The 20184-nt window shown below is 51.8% G+C and carries 18 protein-coding genes; 10 read left to right on the top strand and 8 right to left on the bottom strand.

All coding sequences use genetic code 11. The annotated features are described in order from the left end of the window. Positions 1-16 precede the first annotated feature (16 nt). The gene (gene greA, locus QFZ34_RS08185) at positions 17-490 is read left to right on the top strand and encodes a transcription elongation factor GreA (RefSeq protein WP_115052440.1); all 474 of its coding nucleotides are present in this window, start codon (positions 17-19) and stop codon (positions 488-490) included. Positions 491-495: 5 nt separating this feature from the next. Beyond that, entirely contained in the window at positions 496-1557 is a 1062-nt protein-coding gene (locus QFZ34_RS08180) for a glycosyltransferase family 4 protein (protein ID WP_115052441.1), read from the top strand. Here the strand turns inward: QFZ34_RS08180 and QFZ34_RS08175 are convergent. Further along, positions 1554-2024, bottom strand: a complete 471-nt coding sequence (locus QFZ34_RS08175) for an Lrp/AsnC family transcriptional regulator (protein WP_307279461.1) — start codon at positions 2022-2024, stop codon at positions 1554-1556. The genes QFZ34_RS08180 and QFZ34_RS08175 overlap by 4 nt on opposite strands. 96 nt (positions 2025-2120) lie before the next feature. Further along, positions 2121-3521, bottom strand: a complete 1401-nt coding sequence (locus tag QFZ34_RS08170) for a TrkH family potassium uptake protein (RefSeq protein ID WP_115052443.1) — start codon at positions 3519-3521, stop codon at positions 2121-2123. Positions 3522-3802: 281 nt separating this feature from the next. Here QFZ34_RS08170 and trxB point away from each other — a divergent pair, with 281 nt between their 5' ends. Further along, positions 3803-4777 (top strand): thioredoxin-disulfide reductase, encoded by a 975-nt coding sequence (gene trxB, locus QFZ34_RS08165; RefSeq protein WP_115052444.1) that lies wholly within the window; start codon positions 3803-3805, stop codon positions 4775-4777. A 57-nt stretch (positions 4778-4834) separates the two neighbouring features. Then, complete coding sequence (locus QFZ34_RS08160; RefSeq protein ID WP_115052445.1) at positions 4835-5731, top strand: LysR family transcriptional regulator; 897 nt, start codon at positions 4835-4837, stop codon at positions 5729-5731. Between the two features lie 427 nt (positions 5732-6158). On the opposite strand, the gene QFZ34_RS08155 is transcribed toward QFZ34_RS08160, so the two are convergent. After that, the gene (locus QFZ34_RS08155) at positions 6159-7361 is read right to left on the bottom strand and encodes a pyridoxal phosphate-dependent aminotransferase (protein WP_115052446.1); all 1203 of its coding nucleotides are present in this window, start codon (positions 7359-7361) and stop codon (positions 6159-6161) included. A gap of 242 nt (positions 7362-7603) precedes the next feature. Here QFZ34_RS08155 and QFZ34_RS08150 point away from each other — a divergent pair, with 242 nt between their 5' ends. Continuing rightward, a complete protein-coding gene (locus QFZ34_RS08150) occupies positions 7604-8218 on the top strand; it encodes a glutathione S-transferase family protein (protein WP_115052447.1) in 615 nt (204 codons plus the stop codon). Between the two features lie 9 nt (positions 8219-8227). Here the strand turns inward: QFZ34_RS08150 and QFZ34_RS08145 are convergent, their stop codons facing one another. Beyond that, entirely contained in the window at positions 8228-9145 is a 918-nt protein-coding gene (locus QFZ34_RS08145; RefSeq protein WP_307279453.1) for a LysR family transcriptional regulator, read from the bottom strand. Between the two features lie 110 nt (positions 9146-9255). On the opposite strand from QFZ34_RS08145, the gene QFZ34_RS08140 reads away from it, so the two are divergent. After that, the gene (locus tag QFZ34_RS08140) at positions 9256-10287 is read left to right on the top strand and encodes a zinc-dependent alcohol dehydrogenase family protein (protein ID WP_307279451.1); all 1032 of its coding nucleotides are present in this window, start codon (positions 9256-9258) and stop codon (positions 10285-10287) included. A gap of 99 nt (positions 10288-10386) precedes the next feature. After that, on the top strand, positions 10387-11061 hold the full coding sequence (locus tag QFZ34_RS08135; RefSeq protein ID WP_307279448.1) for a type 1 glutamine amidotransferase domain-containing protein: 675 nt from the start codon (positions 10387-10389) through the stop codon (positions 11059-11061). 84 nt (positions 11062-11145) lie between these two features. Here QFZ34_RS08135 and QFZ34_RS08130 read toward each other — a convergent pair whose 3' ends face one another. Next, entirely contained in the window at positions 11146-11358 is a 213-nt protein-coding gene (locus QFZ34_RS08130; protein WP_008124164.1) for a cold-shock protein, read from the bottom strand. 335 nt (positions 11359-11693) lie between these two features. On the opposite strand from QFZ34_RS08130, the gene QFZ34_RS08125 reads away from it, so the two are divergent. After that, positions 11694-13478: an ABC transporter ATP-binding protein/permease gene (locus tag QFZ34_RS08125; protein ID WP_115052451.1), complete on the top strand. Its 1785-nt coding sequence runs from the start codon at positions 11694-11696 to the stop codon at positions 13476-13478. A gap of 20 nt (positions 13479-13498) precedes the next feature. Here the strand turns inward: QFZ34_RS08125 and carB are convergent, their stop codons facing one another. Next, on the bottom strand, positions 13499-16984 hold the full coding sequence (carB, locus tag QFZ34_RS08120; RefSeq protein WP_115052452.1) for a carbamoyl-phosphate synthase large subunit: 3486 nt from the start codon (positions 16982-16984) through the stop codon (positions 13499-13501). A 335-nt stretch (positions 16985-17319) separates the two neighbouring features. On the opposite strand from carB, the gene ypfJ reads away from it, so the two are divergent. Next, positions 17320-18231, top strand: coding sequence for a KPN_02809 family neutral zinc metallopeptidase (gene ypfJ / locus QFZ34_RS08115; protein ID WP_115052453.1), 912 nt, complete (start codon positions 17320-17322; stop codon positions 18229-18231). A gap of 16 nt (positions 18232-18247) precedes the next feature. On the opposite strand, the gene QFZ34_RS08110 is transcribed toward ypfJ, so the two are convergent. After that, a complete protein-coding gene (locus QFZ34_RS08110) occupies positions 18248-18970 on the bottom strand; it encodes an aspartate/glutamate racemase family protein (RefSeq protein WP_115052454.1) in 723 nt (240 codons plus the stop codon). A 143-nt stretch (positions 18971-19113) separates the two neighbouring features. On the opposite strand from QFZ34_RS08110, the gene QFZ34_RS08105 reads away from it, so the two are divergent. Further along, the gene (locus QFZ34_RS08105) at positions 19114-19578 is read left to right on the top strand and encodes an Lrp/AsnC family transcriptional regulator (protein ID WP_307279428.1); all 465 of its coding nucleotides are present in this window, start codon (positions 19114-19116) and stop codon (positions 19576-19578) included. A 47-nt stretch (positions 19579-19625) separates the two neighbouring features. Here QFZ34_RS08105 and QFZ34_RS08100 read toward each other — a convergent pair whose 3' ends face one another. Further along, positions 19626-20183, bottom strand: coding sequence for a TetR/AcrR family transcriptional regulator (locus tag QFZ34_RS08100; RefSeq protein WP_115052456.1), 558 nt, complete (start codon positions 20181-20183; stop codon positions 19626-19628). Position 20184 lies beyond the last annotated feature (1 nt).

The raw sequence follows: 20184 nt of genomic DNA, 5'->3' as shown, positions 1-20184 counted from the left end.
TACGAAAGGAGAGGGCATGGAAAAGGTCCCGATGACTCAAGCTGGTTTTGATAAGCTCAAGGAGGAGCTGCGCTTTCGACAACAGGAAGAGCGGCCACGGATTATTCTGGCGATTTCTGAAGCGCGCGCCCATGGCGACCTGTCGGAAAATGCAGAATATCATGCCGCCAAGGAAGCGCAGAGCCACAACGAGGGACGCGTCGGCGAACTTGAGGATTATACGGCCCGCGCCGAAATCATCGATATTTCCAAGCTGTCGGGCGACAAGATCAAATTTGGCGCTACCGTTGAGCTTATCGATGAAGATACTGAAGACAAGAAAGTCTATCAGATCGTCGGTGATCAAGAAGCAGATCCAAAGGCTGGTCGCATATCCATTTCGTCACCAATTGCTCGTGCCCTGATCGGTAAGAGCGAAGGCGATACGATTGAAGTGAATGCCCCTGGTGGTGCGCGGTCTTATGAGATCGTCGGATTTAAATTTATCTGAAGCACGTGCCTGAATCATTGAACAATGTCGAGGTGATAGCCCCAAATTTGAAGCGCAAGCTCTCTGGGGTCACCTCGACAATCGTTCAACTTGTTCCGCTGCAACGAGCCAACGGTCTTGGAATTGTTACAATAGGGCCGGGTCTTCCCTCTACGCTGCCGCATATTGGCTGGGTCGATTTGCTGGGCGCTTGGTCCAAGCCACATAATCGACCATTCCGCATCTGGCACGCACGGCGCAATACCGAGATGGTCGCAGGCATCATTCTACGCTCTGTTCTACGCATGAAGTTCAAGCTGTTATTTACGTCAGCTGCTCAGCGTGATCATAGGCCCTTTACCAAATGGCTTATCCGGCAGATGGACGGTGTTATCGCAACAAGCGGTAGATCAGGAAGCTTTCTCAAGGTTCCGCACCGAGTCATTATGCACGGGGTCGACACCGAAAAGTTTCATCCGCCACAAAACGCGGAGGATCGTTTTTCGGCTTCGGGCTTGCCGGGTAAATATCTCGTGGGGTGCTCTGGTCGCATTCGCCCGTCGAAAGGCACTGACCTTTTCGTTGATGCGATGATCAGTCTTTTACCTCAATATCCCGAATGGACGGCAGTGATGACTGGCCGGACAACCCATGAGTTCGCTGGCTTCGAGAAAGAACTGCGTGGGCGCATAGCCGCTGCAAATCTGCACGATCGGATATTGTTTCTCGGTGAAGTTCCGGACGTACGTATCTGGTACAGAAGAATGACGCTCTATGTTGCCCCGTCGCGTAATGAGGGCTTTGGCCTGACGCCGCTCGAAGCCATGTCTTCGCAGACGGCCATCATCGCCAGTGATGCAGGAGCCTATGCGGAAATGGTAACGCCCGAAACCGGTGCGGTTGTACCTGCTGGTAACGGGCGCGCTCTTGAGCAAGCCATCAAGCCATATCTGGCTGATCCCGCAAAATGCGAAGAGGCAGCAAAAGCCGGGCTTGCTCACGTGCGGGCAAATTTTCCGCTGCAGAAGGAAGCCTCAAATATTCTTGAAGCCTATGAAGAGATTTTTTCCGGTAATCAGGTAGTCTAAAGCACCATTAATGGTTCGTTTTTGACAGACCGGATCGTCAGTGATGTGCGCACGCTGTCAACATTGGGCGTTGATGTCAGCTCTTCAATAACGAAATTTTGGAAAGTACTAAGATCGGCTGATACGCAATGCAGCAGAAAATCGGATTCGCCAGAAACCATCCAAGCCCGTCGAACAATGGTCCAACTCTTGGTTTTCTCTGCGAAACTTTTCAAATCGGCATCAGACTGGCGATGCAGCCGGATCATGCAGAATGCTACAATATCCTGTCCAAGTATCGACCCGTTCAAGATCGCCCGGTAGCCTTGGATGATGCCGCTTTCCTCCAGCTTGCGTACGCGACGCAAACAGGGTGGCGCAGAAATACCAACCCGTTCAGCCAATTCAACATTGGTGATACGGCCATTCTCCTGCAGCTGTTTCAGGATTTTCCAGTCGATAGCGTCGAGGTCCGCCTTCAAAGGCATGATTTTTATCTATCCCCATCCCAAAGCTTGACGATCACCATAGGCGATTCCTGACGCTGTGTAATGCATCGCGCGGCGGTTGCAAACAGGTTCATTCTATCGGCTCCAAAAACGGCGCGTGAAGAGAATGACAATTGTGATGATCTCAAGGCGTCCGGCGAGCATGAGATAGCTAAGAACAAGCAAGGAAGGATCGCTGAGTGTCGAAAAGTTGCCGACGGGTCCTATCGTGTCGCCAAAGCCCGGTCCGACATTGGAAAGTGCTGTCAGCGCGCCTGTGATGGAGGTGCCAAGGTCGTTGCCGAGCATGGTGAGCGCGGTCGCACCGATGACTAGGGAGGCCATGTAGAGAAATATGAAAAGCAGAGCCGACTGAGAAACATCCTGCGTTATTTCGGTACGGCCATAGCGCATTTTTATAATGGCATTGGGTATGATCAGGCGAGTGAGGCTTGCGGATGCAAGCTGCCAAAGGATGATGATGCGATTAAGCTTGATGCCCCCGGAGGTCGAGCCGGAGCAACCACCGAGAAATGTGACAAGGAAGAATATGCCCAGCGCTTCCGCGCCCCAGAGCGTATAGTCCTCGGTTGCAAAGCCGGTTGTTGATAATACCGAAACGAGATTGAATGAGGTAGCGATCAGCGCATCACCAAAGCCGATACTTGTCTCCAGCTTCAGCCCGATCGCTAAGAAAAAGCTGAAACCAACAACAATACTGAAAAACAGAATCAGCTGTGGGTCCGCTAGCGATGAGAGGCGCTGCGGCATCAAGGCTTTGATGTAGAGCACGAAGGGTAGGGCACCCAAGATCATGAAAATTGTCGCGATCACCAGAATGGCGCGGTTATGGGCATAAAAACCCAATGAGGAATCATGTGTAGAAAAACCGGCTGTGGCGACAGTCGTCATGCCGTGATTGATGGCGTCGAACATTCCCATGCCCGCAACAAAATAGAGCAGCGTGCAAAGCAGCGTCAGGGTGAGATAGGCAAGGACGATACCCTGTGCGATCTGGTGGATGCGGGGCAGTATTTTTTCAGACTTGTCGGACGACTCCATGTGCAGCAATTGAATGCCTCCCACGCGCAAGGATGGCAGTAGCAAAAGACCCAATCCGACAAAGCCGAGGCCACCAAACCAGCACAGGAGCGATCGCCACATAAGTATTCCGCGTGGCATTGTATCCAGTCCCGTCAAAACCGTCGCTCCAGTCGAAGTAATACCAGACATTGATTCGAAGAGCGCTTTTGAAAAGCTGATGGGGAGGGTCGAAAAATAGAGCGGAAGCGCGCCCAATAGCGCTGCTGTCAACCAGATGGCAACGATCAGCAGAAATCCCAATCGCGGACTGAAGCGAATATCGGAGTTGTGGGTCGCGAGCACCACTAGCCCGCTCAAGACACCAGTGAATATAGCTGACTGCACGAACACCAGCCAATCTCTGTTGCCTATATGCAGGTCAACTAAAGCTGGAATAAGCATGGTTCCAGCCATGACCAAGCCAAATCTTGCGCAAATATTGGTAATGGTACGAAGGATCGGACTGGCCTCGTGCTCGCGATTTTGACTGCTGGTATTTCATAGACTTATCTCGGAATTGACACAATCCGCCCTGAAACACCAGTCTGACCTGCACAAGCTGTGGCTAACCTTGCTATATTGGTTGCAGACCTTGCAAGGAGGGGGGCTGAAACACTACTTTAAAGCCATTGAAAGCGATGGTGGGGTGTGCCAACTATCGCATAGTTCTAAAAGTGCACCATCAAGGTCTAGTTATGACACAGCGCCATGTGCCCGTCCTTATTATCGGTTCCGGTCCAGCCGGTTATACCGCCGCAATCTATGCGGCTCGTGCCAATCTGAAACCTGTCATTGTTGCAGGCCTTCAGCAGGGCGGTCAGCTTATGATCACGACCGATGTGGAAAACTATCCCGGCTATGCCGATCCGGTTCAAGGTCCGTGGATGATGGAGCAGATGCGGCTTCAGGCCGAACATGTCGGCACTGAGATTATTCACGACATCATTACCGAAGTTGATCTGTCGATCCGCCCATTTCGTCTGACTGGCGACGGTGGAACGCAATATACTTGCGATGCCTTGATTATTGCGACAGGTGCGCAAGCGAAATGGCTTGGCTTGCCGACTGAGCAGACATTCATGGGCTTTGGCGTTTCCGCCTGTGCTACATGCGATGGCTTTTTCTATCGTAACAAGGATGTTGTTGTCGTTGGCGGCGGCAATACCGCTGTTGAAGAGGCGCTGTATCTCTCAAATATCGCCAAGTCAGTCACGATCGTGCATCGCAAAGACCATTTCCGCGCGGAAAAAATTCTACAGGATCGGCTCTTTGGCAAAGAAAATGTCAAAGTTATCTGGGACAATGTCATTGATGAGATTACCGGGATCGAAGCGAAGCCTCCAATGGCTGCATCGGTCACTGGTGTACGGTTGAAAAATATAAAGAGCGGCGAAACCACAGAACTTGAAACGCATGGCGTATTCATAGCCATAGGACATGCACCTGCGGTGGAACTGTTCAAGGGGAAACTCAAGCATAAGCCGAATGGCTATTTGTGGACTGCGGCGGATTCAACCGCCACGGACGTTCCGGGTGTTTTTGCTGCGGGTGATGTAACCGATGATATTTATCGTCAGGCCGTCACCGCTGCTGGAATGGGCTGCATGGCAGCTCTCGAAGCCGAACGTTGGTTGGCGGCACAGGAACCGGTGCGTCAGGCAGCAGAATAGGCTGTATAAGAGGCCGGTCTCGATTTTCGGGACCGACAAAGGGGGAGAGACCGCGCGATGTCGCTTGATTGGGACAAGTTGCGAATATTTCATGCTGCTGCCGAGGCTGGGTCGTTCACTCATGCCGCCGAGACACTGCATCTATCGCAATCAGCTATCTCCCGTCAGGTCAGTGCGCTGGAGCAAGATGTCGGGGTTCCCCTTTTCCATAGGCATGCTCGCGGTCTGATTCTGACTGAGCAGGGCGAGGTACTCTACCGCACAGCACATGAGGTGCTGATGAAGCTGGAGAATGTTCGCTCCCGTCTTACCGAAAGCAAGGATAGGCCTTCAGGTAAGCTGCGGGTGACCACTACGGTTGGCCTCGGCTCCGGTTGGCTGGTTGAGCGCGTTCAAGAGTTTATCGAGCTGTTCCCGGAAGTGCAGCTGCAATTGCTCTTTGACAATGAAGAACTTGATCTGACTATGCGTCACGCGGATTGTGCTATCCGTTTGCGTCAGCCGCAACAACCGGACCTGATCCAGCGCCGATTGTTTACGGTGCATATGCACGTATACGCGTCGCCAAGTTACATTGCCAAGTATGGCAAGATTGAAAATATAGACGAGATCGACTCGCACCGCATTGTGAGTTTCGGTGAGCCGGCACCCTCATATCTTACGAACCTTAACTGGCTTGAAGTCATAGGGCGTTCCGACGGTAATCTTCGCCCGGCGGTACTTCAGATCAATAATCTGCTCTCGATTAAACGTGCAATCCAAAAGGGTGTAGGTATCGGGGTCTTGCCGGATTATATGATCGAAAAGGACTCCACGCTGGTGCGATTGTTACCTGAGATGGAGCTCCCCTCATTCGATACGTTTTTCTGTTATCCTGAGGGGATAAAGAATGCTGCAAAGTTGCATGTGTTCAGAGATTTTCTTTTCAACAAGGCTCGTACCTGGTCTTACTAGTCAGGAAATTTATTTGGGAAGATTTTCTTTCCAGAAATCGGTTTTATCTTGAAAGCAAATTGCTCAAGGAAAGGCGATAGAGGGTTCAAATTCTGATCGGCGAAACAATTGAGTGGTTATGAGCTTTGTGCATAGCAGCTATGCATTTTTGCAGGGTTGTAAGTCGGATAGGGAGAGAACATATCCACATCACTTGGTCGTGCGTCTCCTCCTCCCATTTGCGCACCACCAAGTGTTCCCCTCTGGAGGTTTTGCTGGAAACGGCACCTTCAAAACTTATAGGCCGGGCACTTGTCCGGCCTTTTTTTCATTTACTCACATTTATCCAATAGGCTTGATCTGGCCTAACTTAGATATTTGGCCGAGTCCGATAGCGACACAAAAAAAGGGCCATCTCGGCCCTTTTTCAATCCTTATAACTATGTGTTTAGCGAAGATTAGCGCAGAAGCGCTGTATCCGCTTGCCTGCTTCTTCGAGGTTTGCATCGGAGGTTGCATAGGAAATGCGGAAATTTGGACCAAGGCCGAAGGCAGAGCCGTGCACTGCTGCCACAGCTTCAGTGGCCAGCAGTTCGCTGACGAAGTCTTCGTCATTTTGAATGATTTTGCCTGATGGTGCAGTCTTGCCGATAGCAGCAGCACAGGAAGGATAAACGTAGAACGCACCTTCCGGCTTGGGGCAATCCAGCATATTCGTCTGATTCAGCATTGAAACGATTAGATCGCGACGTCCTTCAAAAGCTTTTTTGAAAACCGGCAAATGTTCTTGCGTGCCATCCAGCGCTTCAACGGCAGCCCATTGTGAAATGGAACTTGTTCCTGAAGTCTGTTGTCCCTGAACCATATCCATTGCCTTGATCAACTCAATGGGTCCGGCCGCATAGCCAATACGCCAACCAGTCATGGCATAGGCCTTCGAGACGCCGTTCATGGTCAGCGTGCGATCATAAAGATTTGGTTCGACTTGCGCTGGTGTGACGAATTTGAAATCACCGTAAGTCAGATGCTCGTACATATCATCGGTCAGAATCCACACGTGCGGATGACGAACGAGAACATCGGTCAACTTCTTCATCTCATCCCAGGTGTAAGCCGCTCCAGATGGATTCGAAGGCGAGTTCATGATGATCCATTTGGTCTTCGGCGTAATAACGCGTTCCAGATCCTCTGGCTGCAACTTGAAATCGTTTGCCTGAATGGCAGACACAATTACCGGTGTTCCCCCGCAAAGAGAAACCATCTCCGGATAGCTGACCCAATATGGCGCAACACAAATAACTTCATCGCCGGGGTTCAACGTCGATAGAAGGGCATTGTAAATGACGTGCTTGCCACCTGTGGAAACGATGGTCTGATTGGCCTTGTATTCCAGTTCGTTCTCACGCTTGAACTTGCGCGTAATGGCTTCGCGCAACTGCGGTATGCCAGAGACCGGCGTATATTTGGTTTCGCCGCGGCGAATTGCAGCAATAGCAGCTTCCTTGACATTGTCAGGTGTGTCGAAGTCCGGTTCCCCTACGGAAAGAGAAATGACATCACGACCCTCTGCTTTCAAATCACGCGCTTTCTGGGTGATCGCAATCGTTGCGGATGTCTTCACACGGGAAAGGGTGTCGGCGAGGAATGCCATGGTATCGTTCTCCTGAAGCGAGCGTTGATGACCGGTAGCCGGTTTGCGGGACTGCTATGTCCCAAGACCTGCAGAATCGCAAGTAAAAGCGTGCGCAAAGGCTTCACTTCCTGCGCTTTCTGTGCAGGGTGTGACATCCCATGTCAAAAACATCAGTGTCGGTTGTGTAAAGCGTCAATAGAACTGATTGGACATTGTCAACGGTTGCGGGAAAACACTGCCCGCCACAGGAGAGACGGACCATGCCGAAACTATACTCGCAAATTGAATCCGGAAATTGCTATAAGCCCCGGCTTTTGATGGCTAAATTGAGCTTGCCGTTCGAGCACATTTCGATGTCATCTGTCGATGGCTCAACCCGCAAACCGGATTTCATGGCCAAGAACCCCAATGGCAAGGTTCCTCTGTTGGAATTTGATGACGGACGCGTTCTGGCGGAATCGAATGCGATATTGCTGCATCTAGCAGAAGGCAGCAGGTTTATTCCTGAGGATGCTTATGAACGTGCTCTAATGTATCAATGGTTGTTTTTCGAGCAGTATACACACGAGCCTAATATTGCTGTTCGGCGGGCGTTGCTCGTCTATCCGGAACGAGCCAAGGATGCCACGCCAGAAAGATTGGCTGCCACTCTGGAAGGCGGCAACAAGGCATTGCTGGTGATGGAAAACCAGCTACAGAAAACACCCTACTTGGTCGGTACAAATCTGACGATTGCCGATATAGCACTCTATGCCTATACGCACGAAGCCAACCAAGGGGGCTTTGATCTTTCGGCATATCCATCAGTCGCAAAATGGCTAAGCCGCGTTGCCGGAGATGAAGGGCATGTGCCGATAACATGGCTGCCGGCATAATGGCGTGATTTATTTAACTTCGCGATCTGCACCGGTCATGCCGGGTAGCCACGCGGCTAGAGCGTCGATGAGAACTCTGATGCGACCTGGCATATAGGGTTGCTTCGGCCAGACCGCATGTGTGTCGAATATCATCTGTTCAACGTCGGGCAGGAGCCTCTTCAGCGTCCCTGATTCCACCTGATTGCGTATAAGCCAGCAAGGCAACCAAGCAACGCCCATGCCGCTGGCGGCTGCATCCGCTACCGTTTCCAGATCATCAAAAATGACACGGCTTACGGTCTTGGCACTGTCAAATCCCCTCCGTTTGTTTGGAAAAAGCCAAGAACGTATATTGCCATCCTGACCATAAAGAATGGCTTGGTGTGAGGCGATATCTTCAATCGTTTCGGGCGTGCCATGTTTTTCAAGATAGGATGGCGAGGCGCATACCGTCATCCGCTGCCGGGCAATGCGCCTTGCCGCCAGATTGGTTGTATCCGGCAATCCAGCATTGCGAACAACGAGGTCATATCCTTCTGCAACGAGATCCACCGGGCGGTCTGTAAAAGACACTTCGAAGCGTAACAACGGATATTGGCGGGCGAGATCAAACAAAACTGGAGCGACACAACGTCGGCCGAATAGCACAGGCAGACTTAGGCGAAGTCGCCCGGATATTATGTCCTTGCCGGACGTGATGGCATTTTCCGCCGCTTCAACTGTCATCAGTATCGATCGGCAATGTTCGTAAAAAGTGTGACCGTCATCGGTGAGTTTGAATGAACGCGTTGTTCTTTGGCAAAGCCGAGTGCCAAGTCGTTCTTCCAACCGCGCAATTGTCTTCCCAACGGCTGAACGCGATAGATGTAACTTGTCAGCCGCCGCAGAAAAGCTGCCCGCGTCCACCACCGCAACAAATTCTTCGATGCCAATCAGCCTGTCCATTTTAAGTCCTTTGTAGAGTTTAACGATACAATCATGGGTAAAATCGGCGCAACTGCTTTGCTCTCATCTCATATAAATACGGAATCCTTGATTTAAAGCGAGGATTTCACATGAGCAAAACAATGAAACAGTGGCAGATTGCAATGCCCGGACGAACTAATCTGAAGCTGGTTGAAACCGCGGCTCGGGAGCCCAGGCGAGGGGAGATACTTATCAAGGTCGCCGCGGTCTCCCTGAACTATCGTGACGGGCTGCTGATTGATACCGGATTTGGCATGCCTGAAAACATGGGCGAGCCGCTCGTTCCCGCTTCAGATCTTGCCGGAACTGTCGTAGCAACCGGCGAAGACGTTAGCCGATTTGCAGCGGGCGATAGAGTGATATCAACCTTTATTCCGGATTGGATCGAGGGTGCCGGACCGGGTACTGCACGAACCCCCAATGGCCGAACGTTAGGCGGTCCGCTGCAAGGTGTCCTGGCAGAATACGTGACGATGAGCGAAGATTGGGCAACTCATGCTCCTGCAAAACTAAATCAGGTAGAGGCGAGTACATTGCCATGCGCCGGACTGACTGCCTGGACAGCGCTGGTGGAGCGCGGAAATATCAAAGCCGGTGATAGAGTAGTCGTGCTCGGCACTGGAGGCGTTTCCCTCTTTGGAGCACAAATTGCCCTGATGCATGGAGCAGAGGTTATTGTGGTTTCCGGAGACGATGCAAAATTGCATCGTGTGCAACAGCTTGGAGTTCATCACACTATAAACCGGAAGAAAGAAGATTGGGTCGAAACCCTTTACCAGATTACCAATGATCATGGGGCCGATCATATTCTGGAAACAGTAGGTGGCCCACATCTGGACAAATCATTGCGGGCCTCAGCGGTAACTGGACGCATTTCAATGATCGGTATTCTGGATGGTTTGGAGGTTTCTGGCGGCTTTGTGCCTCTCGCGGTTAAACGCGTGGTTTTGGAAGGTATTCAGGTTGGTCATCGGAAAGGGTTGGAAGACTTGGTAAGAGCTTTTGATCGAACTGAAATCAAACCCATTATAGATGCGGTTTATTCCTTCAATGAGTTAAATGATGCTTTGGATCATTTAAAGCGGGGTGCATTCGGCAAGATCGTCGTGGAGCTGAACTAAATACATCCAGCCACAGATCAAAAATGGGGCGACCATTGAAACCAATGGCCGCCACAATCATATCAGGGGATATCAGCGCCAGTTTTTAAGGACCGAATCATGAAGATACTCATCATCCTCACCTCCCACGACAAGCTCGGCGATACAGGCAAGAAAACGGGCTTCTGGCTCGAGGAATTTGCCGCGCCTTACTACGTATTTTTGGATGCGGGCGCAGAAATAACGGTTGCTTCGCCGAAGGGTGGGCAGCCGCCGCTTGATCCCAAAAGCGATGAACCCGACAGCCAAACTGAAATGACGGAGCGATTCCGGCGGGATAAGGCTGCCCAACAAGTTCTGGCAAATACAAAAGTTCTATCAGAACTGAAAGAGGCGGATTACGACGCTGTGTTCTATCCTGGCGGCCATGGCCCGCTTTGGGATCTGACTTCTGACCTCGCCTCAATCAGACTCATTGAACAATTTTACAAAAACGGAAAGCCAGTCGGGGCTGTATGCCATGCGCCTGCGGTATTGCTGCAGGCGAAGATTGACGGCGAACCGCTCGTCAAGGGCAAGCGGGTAGCTGGTTTCACAAATAGCGAGGAAGAAGCGGTGCAACTTACGAGCGTCGTGCCGTTCCTTGTTGAAAATGAGTTGAAGCGGCTCGGCGCTCATTATGAAAAAGTTGATGACTGGCAGGTGCTGGCTGTTACCGACGGTCATCTGGTAACTGGCCAAAATCCCGCTTCTTCGGCAGCGGTCGCCAGTGAGGTTCTCAAGCTGCTGGGATAGGGCAAGAATGCAAAAAGGCGGGATTAATCCCGCCTTTTCTAATTTATGTGCGTTCAGAAATCAGACGATTCCCGTATGCGGCTATCAGCCTTCAACGCTAAGGTTGTCTGCTGACGACTTGCCCGAACGACGATCCTGAACGATCTCGTAGTTGACCTTCTGGCCGTCATTGAGACCGCGCAAGCCTGCACGCTCAACAGCGGAAATATGGACAAAAACGTCTGCACCGCCAGTATCGGGCTGGATGAAACCGTAGCCCTTAGTGCCGTTGAACCATTTCACTGTTCCCGAAGCCATGGGAAGTTCCTTTCAGATATATAAAACAGGCAGCATGCACATATGCGGCCCAGGGAATCGAACCTATGCAATGGAGCTCGTCAGGAAGCGCAACAGGTTACGCAGGTCGCAAAGTCACTCGACCGATAAAATCGATGCAAAATACATATGATAGAATTTCTGGCAAAACAAGCCGTTTTCAAAACGGAACTACATGCGACTTTTCGGGTATCCCGCTGAGCATCTAGCGCGAAAGTTTCTGTACTATCGCAAAAATTGCAGGTGCGGTTGAGTGGTTTGAAAGAGTCAATGTTAGAGTGAGAAAGCCGAATCACGGCCTTCGACGGGGGAGCCCAATGGCGAAGCAGAAACCCAACCGAGTGCCAGCAACCTCCGTCGCTGGCGAAGTGCAAGCGGGGCTTTTGGCGCAGCTTGGCGTTATTGCTGACATTTATTGGAACTCTCCAGTCCGCAATCGTCTGATATTGTTCATTTCGGGCGTGTTCGGCATTATCATTTTGACCTCGGTAGGACAGGTACTTCTCAATCGTTGGAATGTGCCGTTTTATGATGCTCTGTCGCGACGCGACTTTCAGGCCTTTCTCGACCAGCTCATGGTGTTTTTCGGGATTGCGGCGGTGCTTCTTGTCTTGAGCGTGGGCCAGACGTGGCTCAATCAGATGACGCGCCTGAAACTGCGGGAAGGCCTGACGCGAGATCTCATTGGCGAGTGGCTGGTGCCCCGGCGTGCGTTCAAACTTTCCAATTCAGGGCCCATCGGCGTTAATCCCGATCAACGCTTACATGAGGATGCACGGCATCTGGCGGAAATGTCGACGGATCTCGGCTTTGGCTTGCTGCAATCCACGATCCTGATGGTCAGCTTTGTCGGTGTGTTATGGGCGCTTTCAAGCGGGTTCGTGTTCAATGTATATGGCTACAGTTTTTCTATTCCGGGCTACATGGTGTGGGCTGCAATTCTCTATGCGTCTCTCGCATCATGGTTGAGTTGGCTTGTTGGACGCAAACTCATCAAGTACAATGCCGATCGCTACCAAAAGGAATCTGAACTGCGTTTCTCGCTGATGCGGGTGAACGAACATATTGATGCGATTTCACTTTACCGCGGTGAAGCCGACGAAAACCGTCGTCTCGGCTTTGATGTTGATAGTCTTCTGGCTTCCATACGATTGCTGGTTAGAGCTTTGACGCAACTCACATGGGTCACGTCTGGCTATGGCTGGATTACCATCGTCGCACCTATTCTGGTTGCTGCACCAGTTTACTTCGCAGGCAATCTTTCGTTCGGCGGTCTTATGATGGCTATCGGGGCATTTAATCAGGTCCACGATGCATTGAAGTGGTTCGTCAACAATTTCGGCGCGATTGCTGACTGGCGTGCAACGCTTTTACGCGTGACGTCTTTCAGGCAGGCCGTGCAGGCAACCGACGCCATGAACAGCATTGAACAGCGCATAAAATTTGCCGAGTCCGATAGGGATCAAATCATTCTTGATTCGCTGAAGATCACCGCGCCACGTGCTACAGTACGGCTCAAGGAAAAGCACGCTGTTGTCAAAGAGGGTGATCGCGTTCTCATTACAAGCGAAGCGGGTATTGATCGCACTTTGCTGTTTCGGGCAATTGCCGGCCTTTGGCCTTGGGGGGCTGGAACAGTCACGTTACCTGCCAACAAAACCATTATCTACATGCCGCGTCTGCCCTATTTTCCGCCCGGCAGCTTGCGTGAAGCGATGTCCTATCCGCTCGGTAAAGATGGTTTTACTGACGAGCAACTGGTTGGAGCCTTGCATGAGCTTGGACTGAAGCGGCTTGAAACCATGCTGGATTTCAGTGCTCGCTGGGATCGCGAGCTTAGTGATGATGAGCAACAGTCGCTCGCATTTGCACGGTTGATGCTGCACAAGCCGGAGTGGGTGGTTATTGACGAGTCGCTCGACGCGATGGAGTCAGATGCTTATGACCGAGTGGTGGCAGTCTTGCGTGAGCACCTCGCCAAATCGACGATTGTCCATATTGGGCGAGAAGACAAGAATGATCATGTCTTTTCGACGGTGCTGCATTTTGTCAGCGACCCCTCCGGCCATGGATTGGAGGAGGAGGGGTTGCTAGGTGTTTAACCAATTTCGCCCAGACGAAGTTAAGCGAAATAATCCTGAAGTGGCCGTACTTCCAGTGATCCAGCCTTGAGCGCAGCAATTGCTTCTGCAACGGCATCGGCACCCGATAGCGTGGTGTAGTAAGGCACTTTTTGCATCAAGGTCGCGCGGCGAAGCGATTTTGAATCCGAGATCGCCTTGGCGCTGTCTGTCGTGTTGAAAACCAATTGAACCTGACGGTTGCGGATTGCGTCTTCAACGTGCGGACGACCCTCTTGCACCTTGTTGATCTTTTGCGCTGCTACGCCGTTCTCGCCAAGGAAGCGAGCTGTTCCGCCAGTAGCGAGTATCTTGAAGCCCAATTCCGCCAGCCGTTTTACCGGCGCGAGAATGCGCTGCTTGTCTTCGTCCCGCACGGAAACGAACAAAGTACCGTCGCGTGGAAGATCAACACCTGCGCCCAGCTGAGCTTTGGCAAAGGCCAGCGCGTAGTCATAATCCAGTCCCATGACTTCGCCCGTCGAGCGCATTTCCGGTCCGAGCAGTGTATCGACACCGGGGAAACGAGCGAACGGGAACACAGCCTCCTTGACTGCAATATGTTTGCGCCCTGTAGCGGAAGGCTTGCCGCCATAATGCGACAAAGCTTGTTCCAGCGTCTCTCCCGCCATGATACGGGCCGCTACTTTGGCAATCGGAGTGCCTATGGTTTTGGCAACGAAGGGTACTGTCCGTGAGGCGCGTGGATTGACCTCAAGAACATAGATCGTGCCGTCCTTGATGGCGTACTGGACGTTCATCAATCCAACCACGTTAAGCGATTTGGCAAGCGCGGCGGTTTCCTTTTCCAGATCGGATACAGTTTCGGCGGAAAGGGAATGAACTGGCAAAGAACAAGCACTGTCGCCGGAGTGGATGCCAGCTTCTTCAATGTGCTCCATGATGCCGGAGACCCAAGTGTCCTTGCCATCGCAGAGGCAGTCCACATCGACCTCGATGGCTTCGGTCAGATAACGATCAAACAGCAGAGGATTTTTACCAAGCAGCGTGTTGATTTGTCCGGTCTTGTCGTTCGGGTATTTCTGCTTGATATCTTCCGGCACGAGCTCAGGAACCGTATCAAGCAGGTAGGCCTGTAAGCCGCGCTCATTGTGGATGATCTGCATCGCGCGACCACCCAAGACATAGGAGGGACGTACGACCAGCGGGAAGCCAAGCTCTCCAGCTATGGTGCGTGCCTGCTCAACCGAGTAGGCAATGCCATTCTTGGGCTGCGTGAGATCAAGCTTGATCAGCAACTTCTGGAAGCGGTCGCGGTCTTCAGCAAGGTCGATGGCGTCCGGCGAAGTTCCAAGGATAGGAATGCCAGCTTTTTCAAGCGCATCTGCGAGTTTCAGCGGTGTTTGCCCGCCAAATTGCACGATCACGCCATGCAAGGTTCCTGCCGTTTGTTCGGCCCGCAGGATTTCCAACACGTCTTCGGCTGTCAGTGGCTCAAAGTACAAGCGGTCTGACGTGTCATAGTCTGTGGATACTGTTTCAGGGTTGCAGTTGATCATGATGGCTTCGTAGCCAGCATCCCGCAGCGCAAAGGCAGCATGGCAGCAGCAATAATCGAACTCAATGCCTTGGCCGATACGATTGGGTCCGCCGCCGAGAATCACAACCTTCTTGCGGTCGGAAATCTGGGCCTCGGAAACCAAAGCACCTGCAAATGGAACTTCATAAGTGGAGTACATATAGGCCGTTGGCGATGCAAACTCAGCCGCGCAGGTATCAATGCGCTTGAACACCGGATGAACGTCAAGTTTGTTGCGTAGCTTGGTAACTTCGCTGGGCTCGATTTTTGCCAGACTTGCAAGGCGGGCGTCGGAAAAACCCATGCCCTTCAATGCGCGCAGGTTTTGCGCGTCCTGAGGAAGCCCGTGCTCGCGCACGCGCTCTTCCGTGCCAATGATCTCTGCCATTTGTTCGAGGAACCACGGGTCGATCTTGCAACCTTCATGCACTTCTTCGACAGTCAGTCCAAGCCTTAGTGCTTGCCCCACCATACGGAGCCGGTCTGGGGTAGGAGTGCCAATAGCGGCGCGAATAGCATTGTTGTCATTGCCCTCGCCAATGCCTGGAATTGTGATCTCATCAAGTCCGGTAAGGCCAGTCTCCAGTCCGCGCAAGGCTTTCTGAAGCGATTCTTTGAATGTACGGCCAATAGCCATAACTTCACCGACCGATTTCATGGCTGTCGTTAGGGTAGGTTCTGCGCCGGGGAACTTCTCAAAGGCAAAGCGCGGTATTTTGGTGACGACGTAGTCAATGGATGGCTCGAACGAGGCTGGCGTAGCGCCGCCGGTAATATCATTGTCGAGTTCATCGAGCGTGTAGCCCACAGCAAGCTTGGCTGCAATCTTTGCGATCGGGAAGCCAGTGGCCTTCGATGCCAGTGCAGATGAGCGTGACACACGGGGATTCATTTCGATAACAATCAGGCGGCCATTTTCCGGATTGACCGCAAACTGTACATTCGATCCGCCGGTCTCTACGCCGATCTCGCGCAATACCGCAATCGATGCGTTGCGCATGATCTGGTATTCCTTGTCGGTCAGCGTCAAAGCTGGGGCAACAGTAATGGAGTCGCCGGTATGAACACCCATCGGATCTATATTTTCGATGGAGCAGATAATGATGCAATTATCCGCCTTGTCGCGAACGACCTCCATCTCGTATTCTTTCCAGCCGAGAACGGATTCTTCAATCAGGACTTCAGTGGTTGGCGATGCATCAAGACCACTGCCGATGATCTCGTAAAATTCTGTCCGGTTATACGCGATACCGCCGCCTGTACCACCCATCGTGAAGGAGGGGCGGATGATGGCAGGTAGACCAACATGGTCTAATGCGGCACCGGCCATGCCGAGGGCATGCGATACATAGCGCTGCTTGCGGTCACCTTCGCCGAGCTGCCACTCGGTTTCCAGCTTGTCTAAAGCCGCATCGAGTTCTGCACCGGAATATTGGGCTTTAACCGCTTCGCGCTGTTCCTGGTGTAATTTGCGGTCGAGATCTTTTACCTCGGTAGCGTTTGCGAGCATTGATTTTGGTGTTTCCAGACCAATCTTTGCCATGGCCTCGCGGAATAACGCGCGATCTTCCGCCTTGTCGATCGCTTCAGCATTCGCGCCAATCATTTCGACATTATAACGATCGAGTACACCCATGCGACGCAGCGAAAGGGCGGTGTTCAGCGCAGTCTGACCACCCATGGTTGGTAGCAACGCGTCGGGACGTTCCTTGGCGATGATCTTCGCAACGACTTCAGGCGTGATTGGCTCAATATAGGTCGCGTCTGCCAATTCGGGGTCAGTCATTATCGTTGCCGGGTTGGAGTTGACGAGGATGACCCGGTAACCCTCTTCTTTAAGTGCCTTGCAGGCCTGGGTGCCGGAATAGTCGAACTCGCATGCCTGACCGATAATGATCGGGCCAGCGCCGATAATCAGAATAGATTTGATGTCGGTGCGTTTTGGCATGTTCGGGTCCTTATCATAGCGGTCTGCACAAAAAACCGCACGGTTTCACCGTACGGGTAGCTACTTGAATTCAAATGCGAGGCTAAGGCTGCCTTATAGGCAAAGGAAACGCTTTGCGTAACCCCAAAAAGCGACGTTAACGCATTTTAAGGCGGTTTTGGGGTTTCGTTTCGCATTACGGCCACAACGTAACATTCCATCGCAAAAGTTGATGTGCCACTTCCTGCAAGCAAAAGTTGAAAAATAACATCGCGCATGAAACAAATGCCGCGTATTGATGTTGTGCATACAGCGTATCAGCCGGTTTGGATCGGCAAGCGATCGGGAGACGGAACATGCGTTGGCAGGGGCGTAGACAGAGCGACAATGTTGAAGATCAACGCGGCGAAGGCGGCGGCGGTTTTCCAGGGGGCGGAAGATTTCGTATTCCTGGCGGTTCCGGATTGCGGACGGCCGGCGGTGGTGGATTTTCCGGCATTCTCATCCTCGCTGCAATTTTTCTTTTTTTGAAATTCTGCACCAATATTGATCCGATGCAGATACTGGTTGATTCTGGTGGCGGGCAATTGGTGCCGGGCCAAACCCAGAGCGATACCTCGGTCAAAAACAACGACGAGACGACACAATTTGCCAAGACAGTTCTTGCAGAGACGGAAGATGTCTGGAGCGGTATCTTCAAGGCTGAGGGTCAAACCTATCCAGCGCCAACGATGGTGCTGTTCAGTGATCAAGTGCGTTCCGCATGTGGCTTTGCCAGCGCAGCGTCCGGTCCCTTCTACTGCCCGGGCGACCGGAAGCTTTATATCGATTTAAGCTTCTATGACGAGCTGGATAAGAAGTTCGGGGCATCGGGCGATTTCGCGCAAGCCTATGTGCTGGCGCATGAGGTTGGGCATCACGTACAGAATTTGATTGGCGTGTTGCCCAAGTTCAATCAAATGCGGCAGAACATGAGCGAAGCGGAAGCCAATGCCATGTCAGTGCGTGTTGAACTGCAGGCAGACTGTTTTGCCGGTATATGGGGACACTTTACCGAGCAGAAAGGTATTCTTGACGTTGGCGATCTGGACGAGGCACTCAATGCTGCGCAACAGATCGGCGATGACACTATGCAACGCAAGACTCAAGGTTATGTCGTTCCAGAGAGCTTTAATCATGGAACGTCTGCCCAGCGCAGCAAATGGTTTAAGCGTGGATTTGACAGCGGCAAGCTGGATAATTGCGATACGTTCAGCGGTAGTATTTAATTAGATAAGAACGCGATTAGATCGCGTTCTTTCTGTTCTTGACGTTGTTGCCCAATGCATAAGCAACGGCTGCCTGCGAATGTATGGTTGTTGAATCGTAGACCGGCAACGCCAAATTATCTTCGGTCAGCGATAAGCAAATTTCGGTGCAACCGAGAATTACGCAATCAGCGCCAGCCTCTTTGCCACGGGCAACGATTTTCTCCAGTGCATGGCGAGACTCGTCTTTGACCAAGCCGCAGCAAAGTTCGTCAAAAATGACGGAGTGAATCTTGGCCCGGTCAATTTCATTGGGGACGGCGAGGTCGATCTGGAAATTATTGTGCAAATAATCCGCGTAAAAGCCGTGCTCCATCGTATAGCGTGTAGCCAATAGAAGCGGGCGCTTCTTGCCTGCGGCTGATAAAGTGCGGCCTGTTTCGTGCCTGATATCAATGAGCGGAATACTGACAGCAGCAGCAACGGCGTCGGCAACAAGATGCATCGTGTTTGTGCAGATTAGGATGCAATCTGCTCCTGCCGCTTCAAGGCGGCTGGCTGCATCCGACAGAAGCGCAGCAGCATCATCCCAGCGGTCGCTCTTTTGCAAGGCGACAACTTCGGAAAAATCCAGCGATTGGAGGGCGATTTTTGCAGATGATAATCCGCCAAGATGTCCGCGGATTTCCTCATTGATCTGACGATAATAAACCGCAGTGCTTTCCCAGCTCATCCCGCCAATCAGTCCAATGGTGCGCATGATAGATCCCTCATTTTCCCTAGCCGGAGGATAGAGGTTGCAGCGCACAATGTGTTCGCATAGTTTTTAAAATTCAGATATGTTGGCGCAAATATTGCGCGTAAATATCTAATACCACGCGATAAATTTGTTGGGATTTATAGATGATCGACGATCGCGATCGCAAGATTCTGGATATTCTGCAAGAAAATGCCTCTGTGGGCGTATCCGATCTCGCTAACAGAGTGAACCTTTCCATTTCCGCGTGTTCCCGTCGCATCCAGCGCCTGGAAGAGGAGGGGTATATCCAGCGCCGCGTTGCTCTGGTAGATCGGCCTCTGGCCGGATTACCAACGACCATGTTTGTTATCATTCGTACGGCGCGCCACTCGGCGGAATGGCTGGAACAGTTTCGCGCGGCAATTTCCGACATACCGGAAATTGTCGAGGTGCATCGCATGACCGGCACTATCGATTATATATTAAAGCTCGTTCTGCCACGTGTGGAAGCTTATGACGAAATATATAAGTCATTGGTCGAAAAGGTGGAATTTTTTGACATCTCAGCATCAGTTTCAATGGAAACGTTGAAATCCACTACAGCAGTTCCAACGCATTACATAAAGTGACTTCTGTCGCGGTATCAATTTGACCGATCTCTATAAGCAAACTTGCTTTAAGTGGTTAGCTGCTTTTCTATGCGGATCATGGCCCGCTCAAATACGGACGGGTTGTTAAGCGCGCGAGCTATTACCAACGCGCCCTGAATGTCTATTATAGCTTCTTCAGCGAGAGCTGCGGCCACTTCTGGATCGTGCCCAAGCTTCTGCAAAGCCTTATTGAGTGCAGCAATCCATGCCGCGAAGTAATTATTGATCTGTAACGCGAAGCGATCACGGACATTGTCGAGAGCAAGCGCACCAACGAGACAGATGCGGCGGCCGGACTTGAAGTATTCAATTACCGCGGCGCACATCATCCGTATCGCAGTTTGAGAGTCGGCGGCTTCGCGCAATGGGCTGTAAATCTGCTTTTCAAACCAACCTTCTATCTCCGCGAGGACGGCCTGTGCCATTTCGGTTTTTCCGCCTGGAAAGAAGTAGTAAAGGCTACCTTTTCCAAGCCCGGTCTTTTCGGTGATGATTGAAAGACTTGCCCCTTCAAAGCCGTGTTCCCGAAAGATTTCGGCAAGCACCGGAACAACGTCAGAGCGTTCGGAGACAGTTTTGACCATA

Origin of the sequence: Phyllobacterium ifriqiyense (assembly GCF_030817885.1) — a bacterium.
Taxonomy (GTDB): Bacteria; Pseudomonadota; Alphaproteobacteria; order Rhizobiales; family Rhizobiaceae; genus Phyllobacterium; species Phyllobacterium ifriqiyense.
The sequence above is the reverse complement of the archived record's forward strand: the minus strand, read 5'-3'. Positions and strand labels throughout refer to the sequence as shown.